Raw genomic sequence first — 26,327 nt, 5'->3', positions numbered from 1 at the left:
TTTAAACTCTAAATTATTTCACCTCATTGATTTCTAACACCACACTTGTTCTTTGTAAAGTAACATTGGGATTAAAGCCTGCTTTCATTAAAAAATCCCCGGTAAACTCTCTGTCAGCAGCAAGCGTTGACGTTACTCCCGGATACAGGTTAATTTCTTTTACCGTATATTTTTTCTTTGGATCCAGGCCATTAAAAACCACTGGTCGTTTAGTCGCCGTAATACTAAATCTATTGTTCACTAAATAGTTAAATACAATTGCTTTGCTTTTATTTTCATTAACATACATCAATGCTGCAATATCATTTTCATGCGGATTTACCAAACGAAACATATCGCCATGCCACACTATATCTTTGAATGAATTATAATTACTGATGGCTTGTTTACAAAATATTTTGTCATTAGCATCTAATTTTCCGGCTACAATATCAAATCCTAATTTACCCATACTGGCCACATCTACTCTAAATTTCAGGGGTTGTTTTCCCCAATCGGTAACGTGATTATCCATTGCAATAGAAGGGAAGAAATATGAATAATCCCATTGCAGAAATATACGCTCCACAGGCTCGGTGTCATCACTTGGCCAAAACTCGGTGAAATATTTCAAAAATTCATAATCACCACGGCCACCACCACCCGAGCACAGCATCATGGGAACTTTTGGATATTTGGCACGAATGCGTTGCAGTACTTTGTACAATCCTTTAATATAATCTACATACAGATTAGACTGAGGAATTCCTTTTTTATTGAGATAAGCCGAATAGGCATTATAAATAACCGCATTACAGTCCCATTTGATGAAAGCCAATTCGGGATTTTTCACAAACAAATCATCCACAATTCCAAAAACGAAATCCTGAACCTCGGGATTCGACAAATCCAACACCAGCTGATTTCTATAATAAATCTCAGGTCTTTCAGGTTGTCGTATTACCCAATCCAAATGTTTTTCATACAATTCACTTCTTGGATTTACCATTTCAGGTTCAATCCAAATACCAAATTTCACTCCTTCTTTTTTGGCTTCTTTCACCAAATAACCCAGTCCGCTTGGCAGTTTCTTTTTATTTTCCTGCCAGTCACCCAATCCTGCATCGTCATTATTTCGTGGATATTTATTGCCAAACCAGCCATCATCCAATAAAAACATATCGACTCCCAAATCTTTAGCATCTTTAAACAAATCTTTAATTTTGTTTTCATCAAAATCAAAATAGGTCGCCTCCCAATTATTCAATAAAGTAAGGCGTTCCCCCTGACCATCCAATATTCTGTATTTTCTGGCCCAATTATGTAAATTTCTGCTTGCCTCCCCAGTACCATTATTTGATAAAGCATAAATTAAAGAAGGGGTTTTAAAAGTTTCATTTGGAGCCAGCGCATATTCAGAAGCAAATGGGTTGATTCCTGCAATGAGACGAAGGTTTTTATGCGAATCAATTTCAAAATCCAATTTAAAATTACTGCTCCAAGCCAACTGTCCTAACATAACCGTTCCTTCATTGTCTGAAGCCGGCTTGCCAAATGACACTATAAAATTAGGTGTTTGCAACAACATCGCTCTGGTTCCCAGTTTAGAATCCACCGTTCTTATTCCCTGTAAAAGTTTGGTCTCAGCAGGCTGCATTTCTTTCAGATATTCTCCCTGAAAACTCGTCAGATAAAAATCTTTATTGGCAAAATATAAATTAGCCGATGCATATTTTTGCAATATAACCGGTTTTTTCTCCTTGTGTTTTATTTCGGTCCATTGTTCGATTATGTTTTCTTTTTCCCAAACTTTATAAAACAAAGTCACCTCAAACGTATAAACGGGATCTTTCAAAAGAATACTGGTAACCGAAGTATTGGCATCTATTTTTTCTTTTTTATGACTCACATATTTCAACTCCAACGACGGATTCCCATCAGCATGTTTCACCTGAATTGCAGGCTCAGACAAATTCCAGGTTCCCGCGGGAGTATAAGCCGAATTATAAATCCCAGCATTCGATTCATCATAATTATAATTTGCAGCTACAGCCTTATACTCACTTTCATTCTCCAATGGTTTCCCAAAATATACTGTCCTTAATCTATTGTTATTGTCAGTTTGCATCAATAACATATTATTTTCGGTGGCGATAGGAATAATTACTTGTGCCGATATATCTGCCGTAACCAGAATAAAACCACAAAAAAATATGATTTTATTTAAATACGTTGCTCGTTTTTCTTTCATAATTCTTGTTTTTAAAACGCTGCTTTTTTTATTGAATGTTTTTTAATGTGCATGATGTGTTATTGCATTGAAATCAACTAAAAACACCTTCTAAACAATACACATTCAACACCTATTTAGATTCAAAATTAAGAAACAGCTAAGGGCAAGTAGAAACTCGCCCTTAATCTGATTCAACTAATTTAAACAACCATTATTAACCTTATTTTTAGTACCCAGGATTTTGTTTGTATAATCCTCCTGTAAAATCAATTTCTCTTTGAGGTATTGGATAATATTCATCTCTACCCGCTGTAAAATGAGCACTTAAAAGGAAACTTTTATTAGCTCTATTTGGATTTTTCTCAACAGCAAGATAAGCATTTAAAACCGGCTCAGCTTCACCCCATCTTACAAGATCAAAAAAGCGAGGACCTTCCATTCCAAACTCTAATCTTCTTTCAAATTTAAGTGCTTTCAAAGCATAGGCTTTTGAAGGAAAAGAAAGATATTGTCCTATTTTATAAACATTTGAAGCTCCTGCTGCCAATGGCATTGCTGTACTAGCTGCTGCTCTTGCTCTAATTTGGTTAATTATTGGCAGTGCCTCATCTTGTCTATTCAATTGAATTAATGCTTCTGCTTTGAACAATAACACATCAGCATATCTAATAAAATCGACGTTTTTAGAAGTTCCTACGAAAGGTCCGTTTTTAACATAACAAGAACAGTCCGGTGATTGTTGCTCTTTCATATTACCAAAGAAACCATAAACTCCAGGATCTCTAGCCCAGCTAAAATTATAAACCATATCTCCTGCTGTTTTCAGCGTATTTTTATATTTAAATGGTCTTCCAGGAATTCCTACTGTATGATCAATTCTTGGATCAAGCGTTACTCCTGCAGTTAATGATGATTTACCACTACTATCTACAGTATTATAAATATCAGAAGTATTAAAAGTATCCAATAATGGTAAACCTGTCACAGGATCGGTTTTGAATGCATTCACCATATTTTGACTTGCCAAGTGAAAACCACAACATCCATAAAGAGGTGTACCATGAGGTGAATTTAATCCCGTAACAAAACTTACTCTTCCTGTATTAGTTCCATCATTTATAGAAAACTGAACAGCCCAAATAGATTCTGGTCCATTATCATGACCATCTAAGAAATTGAAACCAAAATCAGGCTCTAAACTTCCCGTTACCTCATTAGCATAGTTGATTACTTCCTGCAATCTAGCTGCATTAATCCCTGTAACTTGATGTGCATCATTTTGTTCATACGCTTGATACAATCTCAATTTTGCTAAATATGCCGATGCAGCATTTTTATCCGCTCTACCTACCAGATCTTGTGAAGGAGGTAAATTATCATGTGCAAAAATAAAATCTTCGGCAATTTTATTCCATAATGCATCAGAAGATAAATCATTTGAAGTTTTCAAAATTTGCTCCTTAGTAAGATCTTCTGTAATAAACGGAACTTTATTAAATAATAACTTCAACATAAAATAAGAATGCGCTCTTAAAAAACGTAATTCTGCCTGTCTGGTTTTCTTTAACGGATAATCTGTTTCTGAGAAAGCATTGATTACAGATAAAGCAAAGTTAGCTCTGGAAATTGCCTTATAGTGATTAGTCCAGGTTCTAGGCAACATCCAGTCTCCATAATCAGGAATGGTCAAATTATACTGCTCATATCTGTCCACAACATCTACGTCTCCACGACCTCCACCTCCTTTGTAGGCATCATCAGATCGCACACTTCCATAAACCCACTGACTGGTAATTGGCCCAATCATTTCGTCATTTCCAATTGCGGCATAAGCAGCATTAACAAGTGCATCCGCATTTGCCATAGTAGCAACCTGATCTGGTTTTAATGCGCCTTTAGGTTCATAATCTAAAAAATCTGCGCTACATGATGCCAGCAATATTGCTGACAAAAAGCTGATAACTATTTTATTATATTTTTTCATGGGAATTAATTAAAAGTTTAAGTTTATACCTAATGAGAATGTCGTAGGTACTGGTATTCTATTGATATTAGTACGCTCCGGATCAGAACCGATATATCCTTTTGGAGTAAACCAAAATAAGTTTTCCCCTTGAGCGTATATTCTACAACGAGTAATAAAACCCGTTTTTTCAGTTATACTCTCCGGTAGTGAATATCCAATTTGTATATTTCTAACTTTGAAATAAGAGTTGTTTCTGAATAAGTAATCGGACATATTAGCGTAATCCGTATTATTTGTTGTCAGTGAAGGTATATCACTATTTGTATTTGTTGGAGACCATGCATTTAGTGTTCCAGGTCCTGCATTTTCTCTACCCTGAACAAAATTATTCCAATAGATATAAGGATCGACCCCTTTTCTTCCTGTAACCCCTGAACCAAAGATTGACATATCTATATTTTTATAAGCCAAACTAATATTGATACCATATTCTAATTTTGGTTGAGTTGAACCTATAAAAGTTCTATCATTAGAATTGATAACTCCATCATTATTGATATCCACATATTTAATACCTCCTAATCTGGATGCTACTTGAGTGGCATGGGAATTAATATCTGCTTGCGATTGGAACAAACCTTCCGTTTTATATCCAAAAACTTCAAACTGGGAATGACCAACGATAGAATTAGCTGCTGTACCCGGATAAGCTGTTCTTACTTCTTCCGGCAATTCTGTTATTTTGTTTTTAGTAGCACCAAAATTAGTGGTAACATTAAAATTCAATCCATTCTCTAAAGTGTCTGAGTATCCTAAAACTAATTCCCAACCTTTATTCGAAGTAGACGCCCCATTCACAAAACGTTGTTGTCCTTCTCCTAAAACTGAAGCAACTGGTGGTTTAATTAATATCCCGTCAGTTTTTCTGGTAAAATAATCAAAGGAACCTGATAATTTGTTATCCAAAAAAGCAAAATCCAAACCAACGTTTATCTCTTTAGTAGATTCCCATTTTAATCCTGAATTGGCCGCTTGTATAGAAACAAAACCTGATGGTAAATTCCCTGTATTAATTCCACCCAAATCATAAGCTGTACCAACATTATAATAAATATTGAAAAAATCAGGTATGAAAACATTTTGATTAGCTCCGTATCTGGCTTCATACAAGCCTAGACTGGCAAAATCTCCAATAGATTGATTTCCTACCTCACCATAACCGGCACGAAGTTTTAATGACGAAAGTGCTTTAACATTTTTCAAGAAATCTTCATTACTGATTTTCCAACCTACTGTAGCAGCCGGAAAAACACCATATCTGTTATCTGCTCCAAATCGAGAAGAACCATCTCGTCTTATAGTAAAAGTTGCCAAATATTTATCAGAAAACGCATAATTAACTTTTCCAAACTGAGATAGTAATCTGCTTCCTGTTGTTAATCCGTTTGAAGTTCTGGATCCTGATGCAGCCGATAATACAAAATAAGATTCTGATTCCACCGCAAAATTCTCTCCACGGGCTAATAAACTATTAAAATCTGTTTTAACCGATTCTATACCTGCAACAACACCAATTTTATGATTGGAAAGTTTTACATTATAACTTAAAGTATTGGATATCGTTAAACTGGAATATTTATTGGTATCATAAGTCAAACTATTATTACCTCTGTTTACAGAACCATTGTTTACTTTTGGCTCAATGTCTTTCCTGCTGAAATCATTAAAATCAATACCAATACTATTTCTATAAGTAAGGTTTTTAACTAAATCTATTTCTGTGAAAACATTTCCATATAAAGAGACTCTCCTTGTATTATCCCATCGGTTTAAATATTGCATCAACAAAGGGTTATTTCTGTCTGAATAACCAGAACCTAATGGTCCTCCATATCCACCAGAATTGGTATAAACAGGAATTGTTGGTGCTAATGAAATAGCTAGAGCAGGAACCGGAGAATTTCCTACATCATTAGCCGCTAATTTTTCATTAGACTGTGTAAACTGTGTATTAACCCCAAATCTAACCTTATCATTAAATAATTTAAAATTAGTATTTAATCTTGCGGTATATCTTTCATAATTCGTGTATTTCAACATTCCTGTATTGTCTAAATACCCTAAATTCAACATCGCATTCATTTTATCTGAACCTCCCGAAACAGACAAATCATTATTGACAACAAACCCTGTTTTATACACTACATCCTGCCAATTAGTATCTCCTGCAGGAACATCGGTATTACCCCCAACATATGGCTTAACCGATACACTATTTAAAACCGGATTACTCAAATTCTGATTCCAGTCAAAATTATAGATTTCGCCATAACCATCTTCTGGTTTCACTCCATCATTAACTGAAGCTTGCCATAAAACTTTCCCACGATCCACTGCATTAAGCATATCATATCTTTGTTTTTTTTCTGACATTCTAGAAATACTAGTACTATAAGAAACACTCATAGCTCCTCCTTTTGAGGCGTTCTTTGTGGTTACTACAATAACTCCATTGGCCGCTCTGGAACCATAGATAGAAGAGGCCGAAGCATCTTTCAATACCTGAACTGACTCTATCGCACTTGGATTTAAACTGGCAAAAACTTCAGGTCTTACTGTAGGAACCCCATCAATTACATACAATGGATCGGTATTCCCCAGGGTACTTACCCCTCTAATTAAAATCTTGCTACTCGTACCACTTGGATCTCCAGATTTCTCAATAGACAAACCGGCAACCCTACCCTGCATGGCCTGCATAGCGTTACCCGAACTCATACTTTGACCCACGATTGGTTTCATTTCAACAACAACAACAGCACCGGTCACATCGACTTTTCGTTCTTTAGAATATCCTGTTACAACAACTTCAGTTAATTGTTGCGATTCTGCTTTCAAAACAACATTAATCGTTTCTTGTCCATTTACTTGTACCGTTTGATTCATGTAGCCTACATAACTAAAGGTCAAAGTTGCTTTTGCATCTACATTTTTAAGTTCATAATGACCATCAAGATCAGTTGTAACACCCTTATTAGTTCCGGAGACCAGAACAGATACTCCCGGTAACGACATTCCGTCTTCGGAAGAAGTTACAGTTCCTTTTATTCCTATGTTTTGGGCCGTTAGTGAAAAAAAGGACCCCATTAGAATTAAGTAAAGAATGATTTTTCGTTTCATAGTTTAGATAGTTTAGTTAAAATTTAATTGGTTAATTGTTAAGTTTTCGATGGTGAAATCGAAATTTCCTTTGGTGACAGCAAATGTTTCCATTGGTTTCTCCGGAAAAAATATTTCTGTCATAACTGTTTTGCCATTATTATAAAAGACTTCAATTGACGTTTTATCAACGATGACTCTTACGTCAATTTTATCAAAATCCTCCGTAAAGGGAGCTTTAGAAATTTGCTTTGCAAACGCATCCGAAAAAGACAAATCCCCTGATTTTTTTCTGTCGATAAAAAAGTATTTGTCTTTTTTATTGATACCGAAACTTATGGTATTATTGGAACCATTGGATAGTGAAAAGGTATAGACATCTTTCTTTAGGTTCTTCAAAGTAAACTGAATGTCTAACTTTGTTAAATCAACCAGTGATCTATCAATTAAGACTGTTTTTTTATCCTTAATTTTAAGAGTTTCTTTCTTTATGGTCTTTGCCACATAATTTTGTAATTCCCTAACCGGCTGAGAAGAAACCCTGTAATGATTATCCTCTTTAATCAGTTTTAATTCTCTTGGCATAGTCATACTGCTTCTCCATTTTTGAGTTGGAACTTTTTGGGCATATTCCCAATTAGACATCCAACCTATAAACAACTTTCTGCCATCGATTTCTGAAATATTCGACCAGGTAACTCCTGCATAATTATCCCTTCCGTAATCTATCCATAACCCTTTTTCTTTATTTATATCTTTAGAAAAAGATTCATCCAGCTTAAATGTCTTACCGTCAAAATCTCCCACAAAATATTGCGTAGCCGAACCGCCATTAGGGCCTCCCGGATTGATACTCAGTAAAAGCACCCATTTGTATTCATCTGAACCTTCTACAAGCAGCGGGAAGAAATCAGGACATTCCCAAACACCTCCGTGAGCTCCAATATTTTCACCAAAATCAGAAAGCAATTCCCAATCTTTTAGGTTTTTCGAACCATAAAACATTGTTTTATTCCCAGCAGCCAGAACCATCAGCCATTGTTTATGAATATTATCCCAAGTCATTTTTGGATCTCTGAAATCCTTTTTACTCGGAAACTCAACCACTGGGTTATTTTTATACTTAGTCCAGGTCAGACCTTCATTTAACGAATAAGCGATTCCCTGAGATTGTACTCCCGGTGCATTGGCTTTCTCCTTCTCAGGATTATGATAGGTAAACATCGCTACGATAGGCGGATTTTTCAGACTCCCAAAACCAGAAGTATTTTTTAAATCAACTACTGCACTTCCTGAAAAAATATATCCTTTTTCATCCGGATAAATGGCAATTGGTTTTTCTGTCCAGGTAACCATATCGGTACTTATTGCATGTCCCCAGTGCATCGGTCCCCAAACAGTTGAATCCGGATAATATTGAAAATAAAGATGGTAATAGCCATTATAATAAAACATCCCGTTAGGGTCGTTCATCCAGGCTTTTTTAGGCGTAAAATGAAAGTTGGGTCTGTACAGTTCTTCATTTGAATACTCTTTTTTATCAGCAAACGGAGCTTGTTTACAACCAAACAAAACCAGAAATCCTATGGCGCTACACACCAATCTGAAGTAACTCTTTTTATTAATTTCGATCATGACTTTATTCTTTTATTAATTTTTTACTTAATTCTTCTAAAGAAATCCCTTTGGTTTCCGGCATTAAAAACGCAACAAACAAGAGTTGGAAAACCATCATTACGGCAAAAAACAAAAACACCACTCCAGGGCCTATCGTAGAAAACAAAAACGGAATCAACGATGGAATTATAGCTGCCAAAATCCAGTGGGTCGTACTACCAAAAGCTTGCCCAGATGCCCTAAGGTGATTCGGAAAAATTTCTGAAATGAATACCCAGATCACAGCTCCCTGTCCAATGGCGTGGGAAGCAATAAACAAAAACAAGAATGTCGGAACCGCGATTCCCTGCCATTTCAAAAAGAAAGCCATGGCAACAAGACTCAACGAAATAATATAGCCCACTGAACCGATATACATTAATACTTTTCTACCCAATCTGTCAATCAGAAAAACACCTACCAGCGTAAAAACCAAATTAGTAGCTCCAATTCCTATACTGCTTAATAAAGCTGTACTTTCTCCCAAACCTGCTTCCTGAAAAATCCTTGGTGAATAATATAAGAATGCATTTATCCCCGATAACTGATTGAAAAAAGCAATTAAGAAAGCTAAGATTAAAGGGGTACGGTATTTTTTCAGGAAGATATTATCATTTGCCAAAGCAGCATTGTTATTATCCAATTCAATCTCCTTTTTCATTTCTTCATACTCTGATTCCTGCCCCATTAATGCCAACACTTTTCTAGCCTCCTCATTTCTGGATTTAGACAACAACCATCTTGGACTCTTTGGAATAGAAAAAATAAACAGAGTATAAATAAAAGACGGAAAGGCTTGTACTCCCATCATCCATCTCCATGAATTTTCACCTGTATTTCTGAGTAAATAATTAGAAAGAAACGCCATCAAAATTCCAAATACAATATTAAACTGGTAAAAGGCAACCAATTTCCCCCTGTCTTTTGCAGGTGCTATTTCAGAAATATAGGCAGGCGCTGCAATTGTAGACGCTCCCACACCAAGACCTCCTATAAATCTAAAAGCAGCAAACACATAAGGATTGTTTGAAAGAGCTGATCCAATAGCTGAAAAGAAAAACAAAATTCCTATCCATAATAATGTCTTCTTTCTTCCTATTTTATTAGTAGGTATTCCTCCAAATATGGCTCCAAAAACGGTACCCCATAAAGCCATCCCCATCACAACCGTACCATGAAAAGCATCAGAGGAATTCCAAAGCACTTGTAGCTTTTTATCAGCTCCAGAAATGACCACGGTATCAAAACCAAAAAGAAAACCTGCTAGTGAAGCAATAACAGACCAAGTGACTATTTTTTTCATTATATGTAATTTTAAATTTATATTACTAATACATTATTTTTAAAATGGCTTGTCTTTAAACCTTTAAAAACCCATCAAATCGAACCTACAAAAACAAAAAGAGTACGTGTATTACATTTTTTTCAATCGAAACATCTTTGTTTCGTGACGTTGTACTACTCCATTCCATTTTTTCCCTTTACCAATCACTTTATGTTCCCATAAATCTTTGATCTCATAGGTTTCGTTCAATCCTAATTCAGCAAAATTTATTTTTGATTTCTGGATTGTTTCAGAACGGTTTACAATAGCGATTGCAGCATCACCATTTGCCAATGGTTTTACAAATACACTCCAAGTATCATTCTTGATTTTACAAACTGCCTGTTTACCCAAAGCATCCTGATTGATAACAATTACCTCATCATTTAATAAAATGCGTTTGGTTTCGGCATTCATATTCCGAACATCATTAGATGCTGCCAATGGAGAATTCATAATAGACCAAAGACTCATCTGACTTTGGTATTCGGCAACGGTACATCCAACTCCACCAAAATCACCCGAAGGCCCTTTTTTACCATAAAGCCCTACCACAAGCATATCCATATCATTCCAATGCCCAGGTCCGGCATAGGATGCGTAATCTTGAGAAAAATCAACAATATCTAATATTCCGGCTCCCTCAGTATCTAAATCTTTAAGTGTTTTCACTGGCTTAAGACTTCTCCATTTATCTCTGACATCACCGGTTGTACGCCATAACTGACCACCAACCTGTCCACCCCAAAGCCAAGGTTTACGTCCACCCCATTCGCAAATACCCAACACAATATCACGTCCGCTGTTACGTAAAGCATCTGCCATTTTTTTGTAACGTGTTTTCGCAATCTCCATATCATCGGGAGCACCGCAATAATCGTATTTCAAATAGTCAATTCCCCAAGAAGCAAAAATTTTCGCATCCTGTTCTTCAAAATTCAAACTAGCAGTATACCCCCCGCAGGTTAATGGTGCTGCATCCGAATAGATACCTAATTTTAATCCTTTGCTATGCACATAATCCGCAAGTGCTTTTATACCAGATGGAAATTTTTTAGGATCAGGAATTATATTGTTCCTGTTATCTCTTCCACCCTGCCATCCATCATCAATAAACAGATAACTATAGCCCGCCTTAACCATACCACTACTTACCATTGCATCTGCCATTTCACGTATGTCAGTTTCATTAAAATTATCCGCAAAATAGTTCCAAGTCATCCAACCCATAGGTGGAGTTGATGCCAATAAAGAACTATCGGTCGATTTGGTTTGCGCTTCTACACTTCCATAACTCAAGAAGAACACTATTAGGATAAGGCTGAAAATTTGTTTTCTCATTCTATATAAATTGTTACGTTTATTTTTTTATTGATTAGCATGACTCCAAAAAAAGTATCGGAGGTATTCTAAAGCACTTGTAGCTTCTTATCTTATCCTGAAATTAGCGTTGCATCAAATCCGAAAAAGAATTCTGCCAATGAAGCAATCACAGACCAAACAACATTTTTTTTCATTATCAAAAATTATTAATTTGAATTGCTAAGATATCCGTAAAAAAAAGCTGCCTATTTTAAATATGTTACAATAACCTACAACACATTAGAACCACTACAATCTTCCCTTCAAAACACTTGATTTCAGTAGATTAAAACCTAAAAAAGATTAAAAACTATACCGATGTAGTTATAATGATGTTACATCAATTACAATGATGTTACGTTAGTTTTTCAAAAAATGAATGTCGGTATTGATTTCTTAATTGGGTTTTAACACATTCTTATGCTTTTTAAGAGAACACAAGATTATTTTTGTGAAAATTTTAGGCAAATTGATTTTTAAAAGCATTATTAATTCAATGAAGTTTATTTTTGAATTGAATTAAAATGAAACTATATCATAATTTCTATGTATCATTTTTATTGGTAAATCAATCGATGTTGATTTTGTCCATACTAAAGCCTAAACACTCCATTTATATGATTACAAAAAAGCCCGTCAAAAGATATTTGACGGGCTTGATTGAAACACTAAAAAAATAAGCACGCTCTTTTCAAAACGTGCTTATTACAAACGAAGCTTAATTCTATTTTATATCTATATTGGACTTATTTAAAAATTTTCAGATTCAAAAAAGTACCACATGATTTTTGGTTCATTTTATAATACTGATGATACCTAAATATTTTTATATTCTTTAGGAGAAATTCCAAATTTATTCTTGAAGGAAGTCGAAAAATAATTGGGTGATGAAAAACCAACGGCATAGGCAATTTCCGAAATGGTCTGATCTGACTTTTTCAACAGTTCTTTGGATTTATCCAATCGCATATTATTGATATGATCACTGATACTAATTCCTAATATGGCTTTGACTTTTCGATACAATTGAACACGGGAAATCGCTAAATCCCGAGCTAAATCTTCAACAGTATACGATGAATTTTCCAAATTTTTCCCGATTAACTCATTCAGTTTTTTAAGAAAATCCTGTTCCGAAATACCAAAACTACCCTCCTCAATATTTACAATATTGTTAGTATAATAAAAACGTAGTTTTTCTCTATTAAAAAGCAATCCTTTTATAGACTGCGCTAAAACTTTTAAATGAAAAGGTTTAGTCAAAAATATGTCGGCTCCACTATCCAAAGCCTTTAAATAAGAGTCCTGATCATCTGAAGCGGTCAATATAATGGTGGGAATATGAGAAGTTCTTAAATCTTTCTTTAGCGTTTCACAAATTTGAAAACCATTCATTCCCGGCAAATTCAAATCACAAATAATAATATCCGGAATTAACTCCAAAGCTTTCTCAACGGCATCAGTACCATCTGATGAGAAAAAAATATACTCGGTTGAGAATTTATGGGAAACAAAATCCAAAAGATCTTTATTGTCCTCGATGTACAAGATGGAATATTTATCCTCAGTATTTTTAGGCTCCACTTTTTGAATCACCTCTGAATCCAAATAATCCGATTGATGAACAAAATCTAAAACTGGTTCTTTGATGATCTCTTTTTCATCAAGATGTGCCGTTCCTAATGGTAATGTAATTATAAATTCGGCTCCATTTTTTGAATGAATTTCTATAGTTCCTTTGTGCAATTCAACAAAATTTTTAGATAAATGCAATCCTATTCCGGAACTGTTTCTGTAATTATTTGAACCTTGATAAAAAGCATTAAACACTTCTCCCAATTCATTATCCGGGATTCCAATTCCTGAATCCTTAAAGTGAATTTTAACGATATTATTCGTTTTATCTTCTTTAATAGTAATCGAAATTTTTCCTTTTTCAGGAGTAAATTTGAAGGCATTTGACAACAAATTAAAATACACTTTATCCATTAAATTTCGATCCAAATACACCTCTAAATCCGGATTAGTTGTTGTTAATGAAAAATCGATATTCTTTTTCTTTGCTTCCCGTTCAAAATCACTGACAATACTTTTGGAGAAATCTAATAAATTAGTTTGAGATGCTCTTAAAGTAAAGCTATGCCCCTCGGTTTTTCTGTAGTCCAGCAGCTGATTGATCAAACGCAGCAATCTTCTGGAATTATTATACATCAAATTGATTTCTTTATTCACAGAAATTCCTTTATTCTTGAATTCCGTTTCCAAAGACTCTATAGAACTCAAAATCAATGTCAAAGGCGTTTTAAATTCGTGTGACAAACCGGTAAAAAAGTTCAATCTTGCCTCATTACTTTTCTTTAATTCATTAGAAAATTTCTTAATCTCATTTCTCTGATTCTTAATTTTTTTATTGGTGTCTTCTAATTCTATTTTTTTACGACGAATTACAATTCCAGAATAAATACTATAAACAGCAAGGCTCAACACAATTAGCAATAAAGAAATCAAAAGTTTTATAAGATTACTTTGAGTTGAATATTTTTTTAACTGATTTTTAATAACACTTTGTTGTTGCTCAATATCCGATTGCTGGATAGTTATTTTATCAAATTGATTGCTCAGGATATCCGCATTCAAAGAATCAATCAATATGGTATTCAGCTTGTTGTTTTTAGGGACAATCTCTTTATTTGCTATTTTCAATGCTAATTTAACAGCCTCTGCCGCTCCGGTGGGATACAAAACCGTTCCATCTATAATTCTATCTTTAACTAACTGAAGTCCTCCAGTGGGTCCGTTAAGTCCATCAACCCCAATAATTTTTATTTTCTTCTCTAAGCCTCTTTTCTTAAGTACCATCCAGGCTTGATAGGCAATTACATCATTATATGCATAAATATAATTGATTTCGGGAAAACGATTCAGAATTTCCACAAAAGGCTCCAAGTCTAGTTCATCCTTTCGGGCTTCCATAGTAACCACTTTAATACCCGGATATTTACTCAAAACCTGCTTAAAACCTAAATTTCTTTCAAAACCAGGGGAAGTAAAGGAACTACCTTTTATCTCTATAACATTCGCATTCCCTTTAGAGAGTGAAACAATATGTTTCGCCGCTATTCGTCCTACTTCAACATTATCAGCACCTACGTATGCCGTATAATTTGAGGTGTTTACTTTTCTGTCTACAATTATCACAGGAATCCCATTTACACCTGCTTTTTCTATTACCGGGACTATAGAATCCGATTCAAAAGGAGAGACAATTATAACATCCACATTATTCTGAATCATCCTTTCAATATCCTGAATCTGCTTTTTTACTTTACGATTAGCATTGTAGATTTTTAAATTAACTTCAGGATGAAGAGATGCCTCTACGGTCATTTCATGATTCATCGATATCCTCCAGACATCCTGGTTGATACATTGTGAAAACCCGATTGAGAGTTCCTCTTTGTCCTCTTCTGGTGACTTACATGAATTTAGAATACTTATAAAACCTAAAATCAAAATGAAAGAAACTTTTCTTAGCATATTTATATAAATTAAATAATGATAGTGACTGATGTGATAATGCCGTCTGTTTTAATTGCTTTTAATATTAAAACTTTTCAACGGTTCAAAAAACATGATGAAATAGAATAATTTCAATCGTGAAGTAATTGTATTTTTAACAATAATTAAACACTAATTGCAAACAAATATATAAAAACACAGCTATACTATTTCACTATATATCAAGAAAAAAATATAGTTTTTTTATCATTCCAACTTCAAAATTTAGCCCTTAGTTATTTTAACATAAATAACATTCAAAACTAAATGTCAATCAAGTTTAATTAATTATCCCCTTTGAAATTAATCATCGTAGCAATCGTAGTAAATAAATGAGGATGCTGTTTTTTAAAAACTTCCGGTGTTTCAAAAAAATGTTCTAAGATGACAGACAAAAATTCAAATTGATTTTCATAAGCATACAATCTAAAATAGCCTTTGGTTCTCAATTCGGCATTTAAATCAACATCATTATAATATTGTATCACTTTATCAAATTCATCCCGAAAAATAACTGCACTGGGATCTCTTTTTTGAAGACAATGAAAATGCAAGGCATGTGAAAACTCATGTAATCCTAAATTAATATTATCATTCAAGGTACCATGCCCTAAAACAAAATCTTCCCAGGAAAAAGCAATCACCTTCATCCTTGGATTGAATTCTCCTTTGTGAAAAGCATCATTTGTTGTTGAATAATAATTGGTAGCATAAATCAATATTCTTGAGAACTGATTGATCAGATAATTTCTCATTCCAAAAGTCAACATCACATAAGTTCCGGCTATAAGCACTTTCATTTCTTCAGTCACGGCAATGTCTTTGCCTATGAATTCATATTTCCCTATAAATTCATTTACTCTATGCTCAAAATAGCGTTTCTTTTTAATAGATAGTCTCCGGTAAAAAGGAAATTCTTTTTCTAAAACTTCTTTTTGATTGTCATTTAACTTTTTAAGAATAATATATCCATACAAAAACAACGGTTTTTTGAAGGCTAATACATAAACAGGTTCAATAATTCTAAAAACAATCAGTCGAAGGACAAGCAGCCCAAAAAGAAGAATAATTATAAATTGAAACAAGATTTTCAAATCCATTATAGGGGCAATTCTATTGGGACACAATTTAAAATAAAAAGCTTCAAAAACAATCAACTAAGCTGATTATTTTTGAAGCTTTACTATTTAGGGCTGCTTACCAGCTGACTCTTTTTTTATCTTAGCGTAAAATATTTTCGTTTTAAAATTAAGTGGGGCGCCTAAAATAAACGAATAAATTTCACCATAAACTTAAATGAACTCTAAAACAGTCTCTTTAATCTTGATTTTTTCTGCAACTTCTAAAATATCCGTAAGGACACTTCTTGCCGTTACCTGTCTTCCTGCTCCTGCACCCTGAATTACAATAGGCTCAACATTGCTTTTGGTATATATCTCAACCAGATTATCGGCTCCCCTTAACTGACCAATAACCGAATCCCTGGATACCGAAACCGGTTTTACATCCAATTTCTTTTTGGCAATATCCAATTCGCCCACATAGCGTAACACATTATTTTCGGCTTGCGCCAATTTGGCTAATCGAAAAGGCTTGTCTAATAATGACTTGTTTCGGGCATAATCTGCCTTGGAATTGTTTTCATTCAAATTCGGGAGCAATAATGACACAATTTTCACATCCGAAAAATCAAATTCATTTTCGATTTCACGGGCTAGAATGAGTAATTTTCGAGCTACATCATTTCCGGCCAGGTCTTCGCGGGAATCCGGTTCAGTCAAACCTAATTTCTCGGCATCCTTTAATATTACCGAAAAATATTCCTCCTCATTCGAAAATCGATTGAAAATATAACTCAATGAGCCTGAGAAAACCCCTCTGATTTTGGTGATTTTTTCTCCTGAAAAATGCAAATCGCGAATGGTTTTAATCACAGGTAAACCTGCTCCAACGGTAGCTTCGTACAAGAAAAGCTTGTCGTGTTTTTTTAAAATTCGACGCAATTCTTTATAAAACTCAATATGCAAAGTATTGGCTTTTTTATTGGCAGCCACAATATTAAAACCGTTTTGGATAAGCGGAATATAATTTTTAATGATTTCAGAACTTGCAGTAGCATCTACCGCAATTAGGTTTTCTAATTTCTTTTCCTTTACATAATCCAATATGTCCTGAAATTTATACGGAAATGCCAATTTTGTAAAATCGGCTTCCCATTTATTTTTAACGCCTTCTTCTTCAAAGAAAGCTAATGTAGAATTTGTAATTATAGGAAAACGCAAATCGATATTTCTTTTCTCAAGAAAAAATCGTTGGCTTTCAATGACCTGACTTAACAGTTCACTACCTATATTTCCAACTCCAAAAAGGACTACATTTATTCTTATTGCTGACATGATTTCTCTATCTATTAACTAATTATTGTTTTTTTTTAACTGCCCCCTACTAACCAATGAGGGCAGCTATAAAAAAAAACCAAAAACAAACTAAACTAACTTTTCAACCGGAAGCTGTACAAAAGCCTCTTTTAAATCGGCTTTTAAATCTTCTATATCTTCTAATCCTACTGAAAGGCGAATTAAATCATTGGTAACACCCGTAGCAATTTGCTCTTCTTCTGACAATTGCTGATGTGTTGTACTGGCAGGGTGAATAATCAGAGACTTGGTATCTCCTATATTGGCCAAAAGAGAAAATAATTTCACACCGTCAGCAACTTTTTTAGCGGCTTCGAATCCTCCTTTTAGACCAAAGGTCAAAACACCACTCTGCCCTTTTGGCAAATATTTTTGTGCCAAAACATATTGCTTACTCACCTTTAAACCAGGATAATTTACCCAGGCCACTTCTTTTTGAAGTTCCAGCCATTGGGCAAGAGCCAATGCGTTTTCACTATGTCTTTTAACACGAACTGCCAAAGTTTCTAAGCCCTGAATAATCTGAAAAGCGTTAAACGGACTCAAGGCTGCTCCGTAATCTCTAAGTCCTTCAATACGAACTTTTGCAATATAAGCGGCATTACCTAATACTTCATGGTATACTAAACCGTGATAACCGGCAGACGGTTCCGTAAATTCAGGGAATTTACCATTGCTCCAATCAAAATTTCCCGCATCGATAATTACACCTCCAAGCGAAGTTCCGTTACCCGAAATATATTTGGTCAATGAATGAATAACAATATTAGCTCCGTATTCAATTGGGTTTAATAAATATGGCGATGCCACGGTATTATCTACAATAAAAGGCACTTTAAATTGCTTCGCTACATCCGAAATAGCCTTTAAATCCAGTACATCTAATTTTGGATTCCCTAAACTCTCTGCAAAAAACACTCTTGTATTTTCTTTTGCAGCATTAATAAAATTAGATGGATCAGCAGCGTCTACAAAAGTGGTCGTGATACCTAATCTAGGCAAGGTTACTTTTAGCAAATTATAGGTTCCTCCGTATAAACTATTCGAAGCAACGATGTGATCTCCTGCTTTCAATAAAACCAATAAGGCCGTAGCTATTGCCGATGTGCCTGAAGCAGTAACCACTGCACCAATTCCTCCTTCGAGTTTTGCCAGGCGTTGTTCTAAAATATCATTTGTTGGATTATTTAATCGCGTGTAAATAAATCCTGCTTCGGCCAAACCAAAAAGATTGGCAGCTTGGTCCGAATTATTGAATACATAAGAACTTGTTTGGTAAATTGGTACAGCTCTTGTCCCTGCGTTTTTTGTTACGTCATGTCCTGCGTGTAATGCGTTTGTTTCAAATTTTTGAGTGCTCATGATTGATATGTTTTTAATGTTTTAATACTATTTTGTTTTTTATTCTTGTTGAAAATTGCTTTATAAAAAAAGTCCTTTTGGACAGCTTACCAAAAGGACTTTCGATTTCATAGTTAACTATGATTATCTCTTTCGCTTGAGGCAATATTTATCCGTGCTGCACATTGGCATCATACAACACAGTTTCATTGTTTTTATAATTGATTTCATTGTTTCTTCGTTTTTACTGTATGAGTTTTTCTTTTATTTTTAAATATTACTAAATCTATAAAATTAGCAGATTTTAAAATCAAAAAACTTACACTGCAAATGTATAACTATTTTTGAATTACAAAAAAATATTTTAATTTATTTTTCAAAAAACAATAACAACAAATCACAACCAACTAAAAAACAATAAGTTAAAATATAAATATTTTTAACCAAAACAATAGTAATCTATAAAAATAATAGACTTTTAAATTAAAAACAAGGCCATAAATGGATTATTACAAAATTTAAAAACCACAAAAAAACAACACAAAAACAACGTTTATACTTATATTTTTCTATAAATCAAAATGTTGTTGTTTTAGATAATCAACTGTCCTTAGCTTCCACAGTCGAGAGTCAAATGTTTGAAAAATGCGTAAAAAGAAAAGCTGTTTGAGCGATAGCGAGTTCTTTTCTTTTAGCATTCGAAAACTAATTTGACCGACGAGGAAGCGCAAGACTTGATTTTTTTGTTTCTTTTTTGATCAAGCAAAAAAGAAAATTGGTAAATCTAATTTTTCACTTTTGATAAAAACGTCATTAGTTCTGATTTCTTTTTGAGCGGAATCGTATCTAAGAAATTTATAATCTAAAACGGTTCTCGATACATTTTTATGCTTCATTTCATTACGCATAAAAACACTCGAACAGACGTTTTAATAATTTCACCCAACGAATTAGATTAGTAATTTTATATTTGTAAAAAAACAAACAGCATGCTTTCTAAAAAATCAAAATACGCTATCAAGGCATTAGTCGCTTTGGCAAAACACGAAAAGGAAAATAAAGATGGTTCTCCTATGCGTATTATAGAAATTTCAGAACAGGAAAAAATTCCTAAAAAATTCCTGGAAGCCATATTACTGGAATTACGCCGACATAACCTATTGGGAAGTAAAATGGGTGTGAATGGTGGCTATTATTTATTGAAAAGCCCAAAGGATATTGCTTTAACAGACATCATCCGTTTAACCGACGGACCTATAGCTATGATTCCTTGTGCCAGTTTAAATTTTTACGAAAAATGCGATGATTGTGTAGATGAAACCATCTGTGGATTACGAAAAGTAATGACCGAACTAAGAACCGCCAGCCTAAAAGTGCTTAGCGGAAACACCATAGAAGACATCATAAAAAACGAAAAAAAACTGATTAAGACGAAAAATCAGGAATGAAAAAGTCAAGCTTTGATTTATTGACTTACATCAATTTTTCACAGTTTTATTAGTTTCATCTTTGCATAGAACATTAAAGACTAGAAAGATGAATAAGAAATATTTCAAGTATATCAATACTTTATTTGTGGTTTTGCCAATGACTTTGATCATGGCATTTGTGGGATTGATTCGTAATTATGGTTTTGGAGAAGATTGGTTTTTCAAATTCTTAAATGCCTGGAGTATCATGCTTCCTGTTGCTTATATGGCTGCATTTTTAATTATCCCAAAAGCCCGAAAGTTGGCCGAAAAAGCAACTACTGAAACAAAAACAACACAAGCAATTTGAATTTAATACATCGGATTTTTGGTTTCTCTTAAATCCTGATTTAAGTTTATAAAAAATGCAGCAAGATGTATGACCAACTAACACAATTTATTAGAGAGAAATTAAGTATTTCTGGTGAAGATTTAGATTCTATATTACCTTACTTCAAAATGCTTTCTGCCAAAAAAAATGAACTTTTGGTAAGCCATGGCGAATTGGGTCATCAACTGTATTTTGTAGAAAAAGGATGCCTTCGTGTTTTTTTCATCAATGAAGAAGGCCAGGAATCTACCCGCCACCTGGCTTTTGAAAATTATCTTGCCGGTGCTCTTATTTCTTTCATAACTGATACTACTGCTGTAGAATATGTTCAGGCATTGGAAGATTCTGAACTTCTTTACATTGACAGAAAGGATTTCTTCTACTTGTTAGAAAAATATCCCGTTTGGGAGAAATTCTACAGGCATTATTTGGAATATGCTTATGTGACCAATACCAATCGTCTAATGTCGTTTATCACTATGGACGCCAAAACCCGCTATGAAAACCTGTTAAAAGAAAGACCTATTGTGGTAAAAAGACTTCCTAATAAAGTGGTAGCTTCGTTTTTAAATATCTCGCAGGAAACCTTGAGTAGGTTGAAGTCCAGGAAATAAAAGTTGATTGCAAACTTATTATTTTCTTTGCTTCTTCTCTTTTGATGTACTCACTTCGCTAAGCCATTTTGCCTGTGCCCTTGCTTCCTCTAAGGTAACTGGCGACTGCTTGGATAGTTGCTCCATGCTCAACTTGGCTCTTTTCTGAAATGATATTTTGTAGTTCATGTTTCATGAAATTTTATAACACAAATCTAAAGATTTTATTGTTATGATATTCTGATTCATGAGTACACCGTTTTATGCTCTCCTTTGTAGGCAGGGTTTCTACGTCAGTTCGCTATTGCTCGTGCAATGTCATATAGAAAAGCCACCCCGTCTTTCAGACACCCCTCCAGAGGAGGGGAAATCACGCAACTTCCCCTCCTCTGGAGGGGTGCCCAACGGGCGGGGTGGTTTAGTTACTATCCCTTAACTTATTACATTAATCGCTCGTGTGTAAAACCGAGGAATCAGGTGACAGTTACATTGCTTTATTATCGCTTCCTTTTAGAATAAAGATTCTCCATTTAAATTCGTAGTAAGTAATTCACTCATATAATCGAAAAAAGGTCTCATTGCTAAAAATGTTGCAATCACTTCTTTCTGAAAATCATCAGATAAAACTTCCTTGTCTGTAAATTTTCTCTTCACTACAAATTGTTTTTTCTTAATCAGATTAATTGCAGGATGATTTTTATCGAAGCCTTTCGGAGCAGTTTTTACTCCATCTTCTCCTTTAAGCTCTCCGAAATATTTTACGAAAGTATTTTCGGAAGTAATCTTTTCGATTTCTGTTGTATCCATTTCGAATTCTTTACGGATACGAAGTAAATCTTCACTATTTGGAGCCCAAAATCCTCCACCCACAAAACTGTTATTTTGTTCTAAATGAATATAATAACCACCTCTTAACATTGGTTTTGTACGGGAATATCCAGCTCCAAAATTAGTTTTATAAGGAGATTTATCTTTAGAAAAACGAACATCTTTGTAAATTCTAAAAATATGGATTCCTTGTAAACTATCCTGTTTTTGAAGTTCGGAATAAATCTGTTCGAAAAAAATTTTATTTTCTTTCACAATCAAATCGTATTCTGGTTTGTGCTTAGTAAACCATTCCCGATTGTTATTTTCTTTTATCTGTTTAAGAAATTCAAATCCTCTTTTCATAATACTATACAGGTCAAAGTCCGAATATTTTTCTCATTTGTTTCAAGTCTTAATTGTCTTTTCGGGTTGTAGCTTCTTAAAATTTCATTACTTAATCTCGTTTGTGGGCAAGGTTTACTTCGTCAGTTCGCTATCGCTCGTGTGTAAAACCGCGCTATCCGCTGACGAGATATTTACTACATATCCGAGCGATCGGGTTTCATAAATGTAAAATTACAGCGCTCAACTGATACTATCCTCTTGGGCTTTCATCTTTTCTTTTGACTGTCCTAAGATACCTGATGTACTTTCTGGATTTGTTTTTCTGAAATGATGCTTTTTTAAATCATCAACAATTTCATACCAAACATTATTAGATATCTCATAAGAATTAATTGGTTTACCTTTAAAATTAGAAGTATATTTTCCTAACAAATCTTCCCAATGAATTTTTTCTAAAATGATTGGAATCAAAACCACATTATCGTTTGGATCATTATTTCTTTCAATACCTCTTTTAACTTCTTCATCTAAAATAAAAGGTGTGCTAAAAAAATCACTACTAATAAAATAAAGAATTATATCAGCCTCATAAAATTTCTTTTTTATTTTAGATTCCCAATCCTCACCTAATTCAAGTTCAGAACAATGCCAAGTCTCAACTTCTTTTGTCAATTTAAAAGGAGCTATTTGTTTCTGAAATTCATTAACTTCTCTTTTATTCTCCTTTGCATAAGAGATAAATATTTTTTTCATATTTTCTGCATTCTTATTATTTGTAAAGTTCTTAAACAATCCTGTAGCTTTTTCTTTAAATGAATTTTTATCTAATCTTCTTATTTCAATTTCTTTATTGTTTTGTGTTTCATTTTTTATTTTCAAACCAAAAGACATAATTTTATTAAAGGTTTTATTCTTATTTTCTAAGTCTTTATGATTTACAAAATATCTATTATCTATCGAAATATATAAATCATCAGGACTAACAAATTCATAATTTATACTTTCATTATAAACATTAGCCTTTAATCTACTATCAATTAAATTTTCACTGTTAATATCTTCAATATTAATATTCCCTTCTTTTATATCTTTATGTTTGACTTCATATGTTTTATCCCAATATATATCTAAAATATCTTTAAATATTTCTTGTTGTAATTTATCTATCTTTTTACTGTCATCTTTGGATTTTATAGAGATGGAAATTTCTAAATTAGTAAAGTCTAATTTGATTAATATTTTAGAATTATCTTTAGTGAATAAAAGTTGATCCCTCCAATAATGTTTTTTATTTCTATTTTTTCCGTAGAAACAAACTAGTTGGTTAATTAGTCCGAAAGGAAGGAAATATTCGAACTTCATTACGAAATTAGGTTCAATAAAATCAAATGTAAGTAATTCATATAATTTATCTTCCTCTTCTGTCAATGGTAAGTAACCTGGAATAATATAATTATTATCATACTCGTCTAAAAATATTACTTTTTGATTAATTAATAATTTTATGACTTTATCATCCTTTATGATTTTATCAAAAGCTTCTTGATTAATTATCCCCCTATTCTTTTTTATAATATCTTTTGATAATATTCGGTTATGAATATCTTCTATTATTCCTGTTGGATTAAGCCAAACAATATCTTTTAAATCAGCATCATCTTTATAATATAAGATTAATCCTGTTTGAGCAATTTCGCGTAAAACTTCAGGCAATAAATAATTATTTTTATCACTTTCCCTTTTATATTCTAGTCCTAAATCTTCTAATCTTATATACGATTTCCTTTTAGACCTTAAAATATAATTCAAAAAATCTTTATACCAAATTGGTTCATATTTAACTATTTGCTTTTGTTTTATTTGTTCATTTAATGTTTCTTCAAAATAACGTAAACCAATATCTAAGGTTTTATTATTTTTAATGGCAGTTGAATTGAATGACAAATAAAATTCATTAATTATATTAAAATTATTACAATCGCCAATATAAGTCTCTCTATTAACTAATTCATTATCAGCGTGAGTTTGAATCAAAATAATAGGCTCTGTATTTTCAGTAGAATTTAATTTCTTTGAATTACTATACTGAAATTTTAATTGATATAACCAATAATTTCTATCATAATCTCTAGTTAGCTGTTCATTTCGATCTTTCCTTATTTGATTTTTATCATTTTGACTATCCCATAATAGAATATTTAAGGAATCATTACTTAGAAAAGCTTTATAAAGACCATGATAATAATCTTGCCCTCCAAAATCATAAAAGACAGCTTCTGGAATTATATTTTTCTTGATTTTTTTTGGAAAAGTTTCCACTTGAATTATATGTGTACTTTCTAAATTATTTTTAAACATTTTAGGATTTATGTCCTGTAATATATAATCTAATAAAGTCGATTTTCCACACCCTGTATTGCCTAGTAATAATACTTTCGTTGGTAAAACATATTCCTTTTTTTCTTCATCTATTTTTTTTATAAGATTTAAGACTAGATCATAATGGTTTTTATCTAATTCAAATTCCACATCATACCCATCAAAACAAGGATTATTATTAGTAGTAATAAATAATGAATCTATATTAACTATAAACTGAAATTGTTCTAAATCTAAAATTTCATTATCATTTAGAAAAATTTTTGAGATCTTTTTAAACTTCCTTAAAACATCTAGATTTGATAAATTATTCTTCCCTAAATTTAAAACTTTTAAGTCTGTTAAGTCTCCTAAAAAAGAAATGTTGTAAATATCATTACTAGCTATAAACAATTCTTCTAAACTTGTTAATTGCCCTAAAATTTGAAAATCATTAGAGGCAATATTATTTAATGATATTTTTTTTATTTTTTTTAAATATTTAAGAGGTGTGATGTCAAATACTGGATTATCACTTAAACGTAAAGTATTCAATTTTTCTAATTTCTTTAAACAATTAATCAAACTTATTTGATTACCAGACAACTCCAATGAAGTTAATGATGTCAAATTTTCAAGAAATGAAATATCCATGATATTATTTCTACTTAAATCTAATGAAGTAATAGATGTTAAATGTTCCAAAATAGAAATATCAGAAATTTTATTAAAGCCTAAATCTAAAATAATTAATAATTTCAAATTTTCTAAACTTGATATATCTGAAATTTTATTATGCCATAAATATAGTGTAGTCAAATTTTTTAAATTTGCCAAAACTGAAATATCGAAAATTTCATTTATCCATAAATTTAATGATCTCAAATTCACTAAATTCGCTAAATCTGAAATATCTGAAATTTGATTATTTCTTAAAGCTAAGGAATCTAAAGAAGTTAAATTTCTTAAACTTGAAATATCTGAAATTTCATTACTTCCTAAATCCAAATTAGTCAGTAATTTTAATTTTTCTAATATTGAAATATCTGAAATCTTATTATTTTCAATATTTAAATTAGTTAGTAATACCAAATTTTCTAAACTTGATATATCTGAAATTTTATTTTCACCCAATTTTAAAATGGTTAATGAAACTAAATCCTTCAAAATTGATATTTCTGAAATTTGGCATTTACTTAAATTTAAACCAACAATTTCATGATTTTCATTTAAACTATATGAATTATTTTGAAAAGAAGAACTCGATTCAGTAAGTGAAATTCCATAATATTCTTCTAATTCTAAAATTTCAGTAGGTTTATCCATTTTTTACAATTTAATCATTTTAAAACCTATTTAATTCCTTAAATATAGTCTTGTGATACGAGTATTTCTATTTTAATTACCCTCTATATATTTTCTCAAA

General features: G+C 32.7%; 15 protein-coding genes. 3 read left to right on the top strand and 12 right to left on the bottom strand.

The genetic code is table 11. The features are described 5' to 3' along the window. Positions 1-13: 13 nt before the first annotated feature. The 10 genes from EOD40_RS05705 to EOD40_RS05660 all read right to left on the bottom strand — a co-directional run bounded on the left by EOD40_RS05705 (position 14) and on the right by EOD40_RS05660 (position 19,016). On the bottom strand, positions 14-2,230 hold the full coding sequence (locus tag EOD40_RS05705) for an alpha-galactosidase (RefSeq protein ID WP_128193927.1): 2,217 nt from the start codon (positions 2,228-2,230) through the stop codon (positions 14-16). A gap of 208 nt (positions 2,231-2,438) precedes the next feature. Next, on the bottom strand, positions 2,439-4,196 hold the full coding sequence (locus EOD40_RS05700) for a RagB/SusD family nutrient uptake outer membrane protein (protein ID WP_128193926.1): 1,758 nt from the start codon (positions 4,194-4,196) through the stop codon (positions 2,439-2,441). 9 nt (positions 4,197-4,205) lie between these two features. After that, entirely contained in the window at positions 4,206-7,358 is a 3,153-nt protein-coding gene (locus EOD40_RS05695) for a SusC/RagA family TonB-linked outer membrane protein (RefSeq protein WP_128193925.1), read from the bottom strand. 12 nt (positions 7,359-7,370) lie between these two features. Beyond that, positions 7,371-8,972: a glycoside hydrolase family 32 protein gene (locus tag EOD40_RS05690; protein WP_128193924.1), complete on the bottom strand. Its 1,602-nt coding sequence runs from the start codon at positions 8,970-8,972 to the stop codon at positions 7,371-7,373. A gap of 4 nt (positions 8,973-8,976) precedes the next feature. Further along, positions 8,977-10,296 (bottom strand): sugar porter family MFS transporter, encoded by a 1,320-nt coding sequence (locus EOD40_RS05685; RefSeq protein WP_128193923.1) that lies wholly within the window; start codon positions 10,294-10,296, stop codon positions 8,977-8,979. Between the two features lie 111 nt (positions 10,297-10,407). Beyond that, complete coding sequence (locus EOD40_RS05680) at positions 10,408-11,658, bottom strand: glycoside hydrolase family 27 protein (protein ID WP_128193922.1); 1,251 nt, start codon at positions 11,656-11,658, stop codon at positions 10,408-10,410. An 837-nt stretch (positions 11,659-12,495) separates the two neighbouring features. Further along, positions 12,496-15,216: a hybrid sensor histidine kinase/response regulator transcription factor gene (locus EOD40_RS05675; RefSeq protein WP_128193921.1), complete on the bottom strand. Its 2,721-nt coding sequence runs from the start codon at positions 15,214-15,216 to the stop codon at positions 12,496-12,498. A gap of 305 nt (positions 15,217-15,521) precedes the next feature. Next, on the bottom strand, positions 15,522-16,214 hold the full coding sequence (locus EOD40_RS05670) for a zinc-dependent peptidase (protein WP_164905453.1): 693 nt from the start codon (positions 16,212-16,214) through the stop codon (positions 15,522-15,524). Between the two features lie 315 nt (positions 16,215-16,529). Further along, positions 16,530-17,633, bottom strand: a complete 1,104-nt coding sequence (locus tag EOD40_RS05665) for a homoserine dehydrogenase family protein (RefSeq protein WP_128193919.1) — start codon at positions 17,631-17,633, stop codon at positions 16,530-16,532. Positions 17,634-17,723: 90 nt separating this feature from the next. Next, complete coding sequence (locus EOD40_RS05660) at positions 17,724-19,016, bottom strand: O-acetylhomoserine aminocarboxypropyltransferase/cysteine synthase family protein (protein WP_128193918.1); 1,293 nt, start codon at positions 19,014-19,016, stop codon at positions 17,724-17,726. 968 nt (positions 19,017-19,984) lie between these two features. Here EOD40_RS05660 and EOD40_RS05655 point away from each other — a divergent pair. From EOD40_RS05655 to EOD40_RS05645, 3 genes are all read left to right on the top strand, one after another. Then, on the top strand, positions 19,985-20,443 hold the full coding sequence (locus EOD40_RS05655; RefSeq protein ID WP_128193917.1) for an RrF2 family transcriptional regulator: 459 nt from the start codon (positions 19,985-19,987) through the stop codon (positions 20,441-20,443). An 88-nt stretch (positions 20,444-20,531) separates the two neighbouring features. Beyond that, on the top strand, positions 20,532-20,774 hold the full coding sequence (locus EOD40_RS05650; RefSeq protein WP_128193916.1) for a DUF2798 domain-containing protein: 243 nt from the start codon (positions 20,532-20,534) through the stop codon (positions 20,772-20,774). A gap of 65 nt (positions 20,775-20,839) precedes the next feature. Then, entirely contained in the window at positions 20,840-21,409 is a 570-nt protein-coding gene (locus EOD40_RS05645) for a Crp/Fnr family transcriptional regulator (RefSeq protein ID WP_128193915.1), read from the top strand. A gap of 489 nt (positions 21,410-21,898) precedes the next feature. Here EOD40_RS05645 and EOD40_RS05640 read toward each other — a convergent pair whose 3' ends face one another. Both EOD40_RS05640 and EOD40_RS05635 read right to left on the bottom strand, forming a co-directional pair. After that, positions 21,899-22,561: a DUF2461 domain-containing protein gene (locus EOD40_RS05640; RefSeq protein WP_128193914.1), complete on the bottom strand. Its 663-nt coding sequence runs from the start codon at positions 22,559-22,561 to the stop codon at positions 21,899-21,901. A 222-nt stretch (positions 22,562-22,783) separates the two neighbouring features. Continuing rightward, a complete protein-coding gene (locus tag EOD40_RS05635; protein WP_128193913.1) occupies positions 22,784-26,227 on the bottom strand; it encodes a leucine-rich repeat domain-containing protein in 3,444 nt (1,147 codons plus the stop codon). Positions 26,228-26,327: the final 100 nt, after the last annotated feature.

The sequence above is a fragment of the Flavobacterium sufflavum genome, from assembly GCF_004016525.1.
Taxonomy (GTDB): Bacteria; Bacteroidota; Bacteroidia; order Flavobacteriales; family Flavobacteriaceae; genus Flavobacterium; species Flavobacterium sufflavum.
The sequence above is the reverse complement of the archived record's forward strand: the minus strand, read 5'-3'. Positions and strand labels throughout refer to the sequence as shown.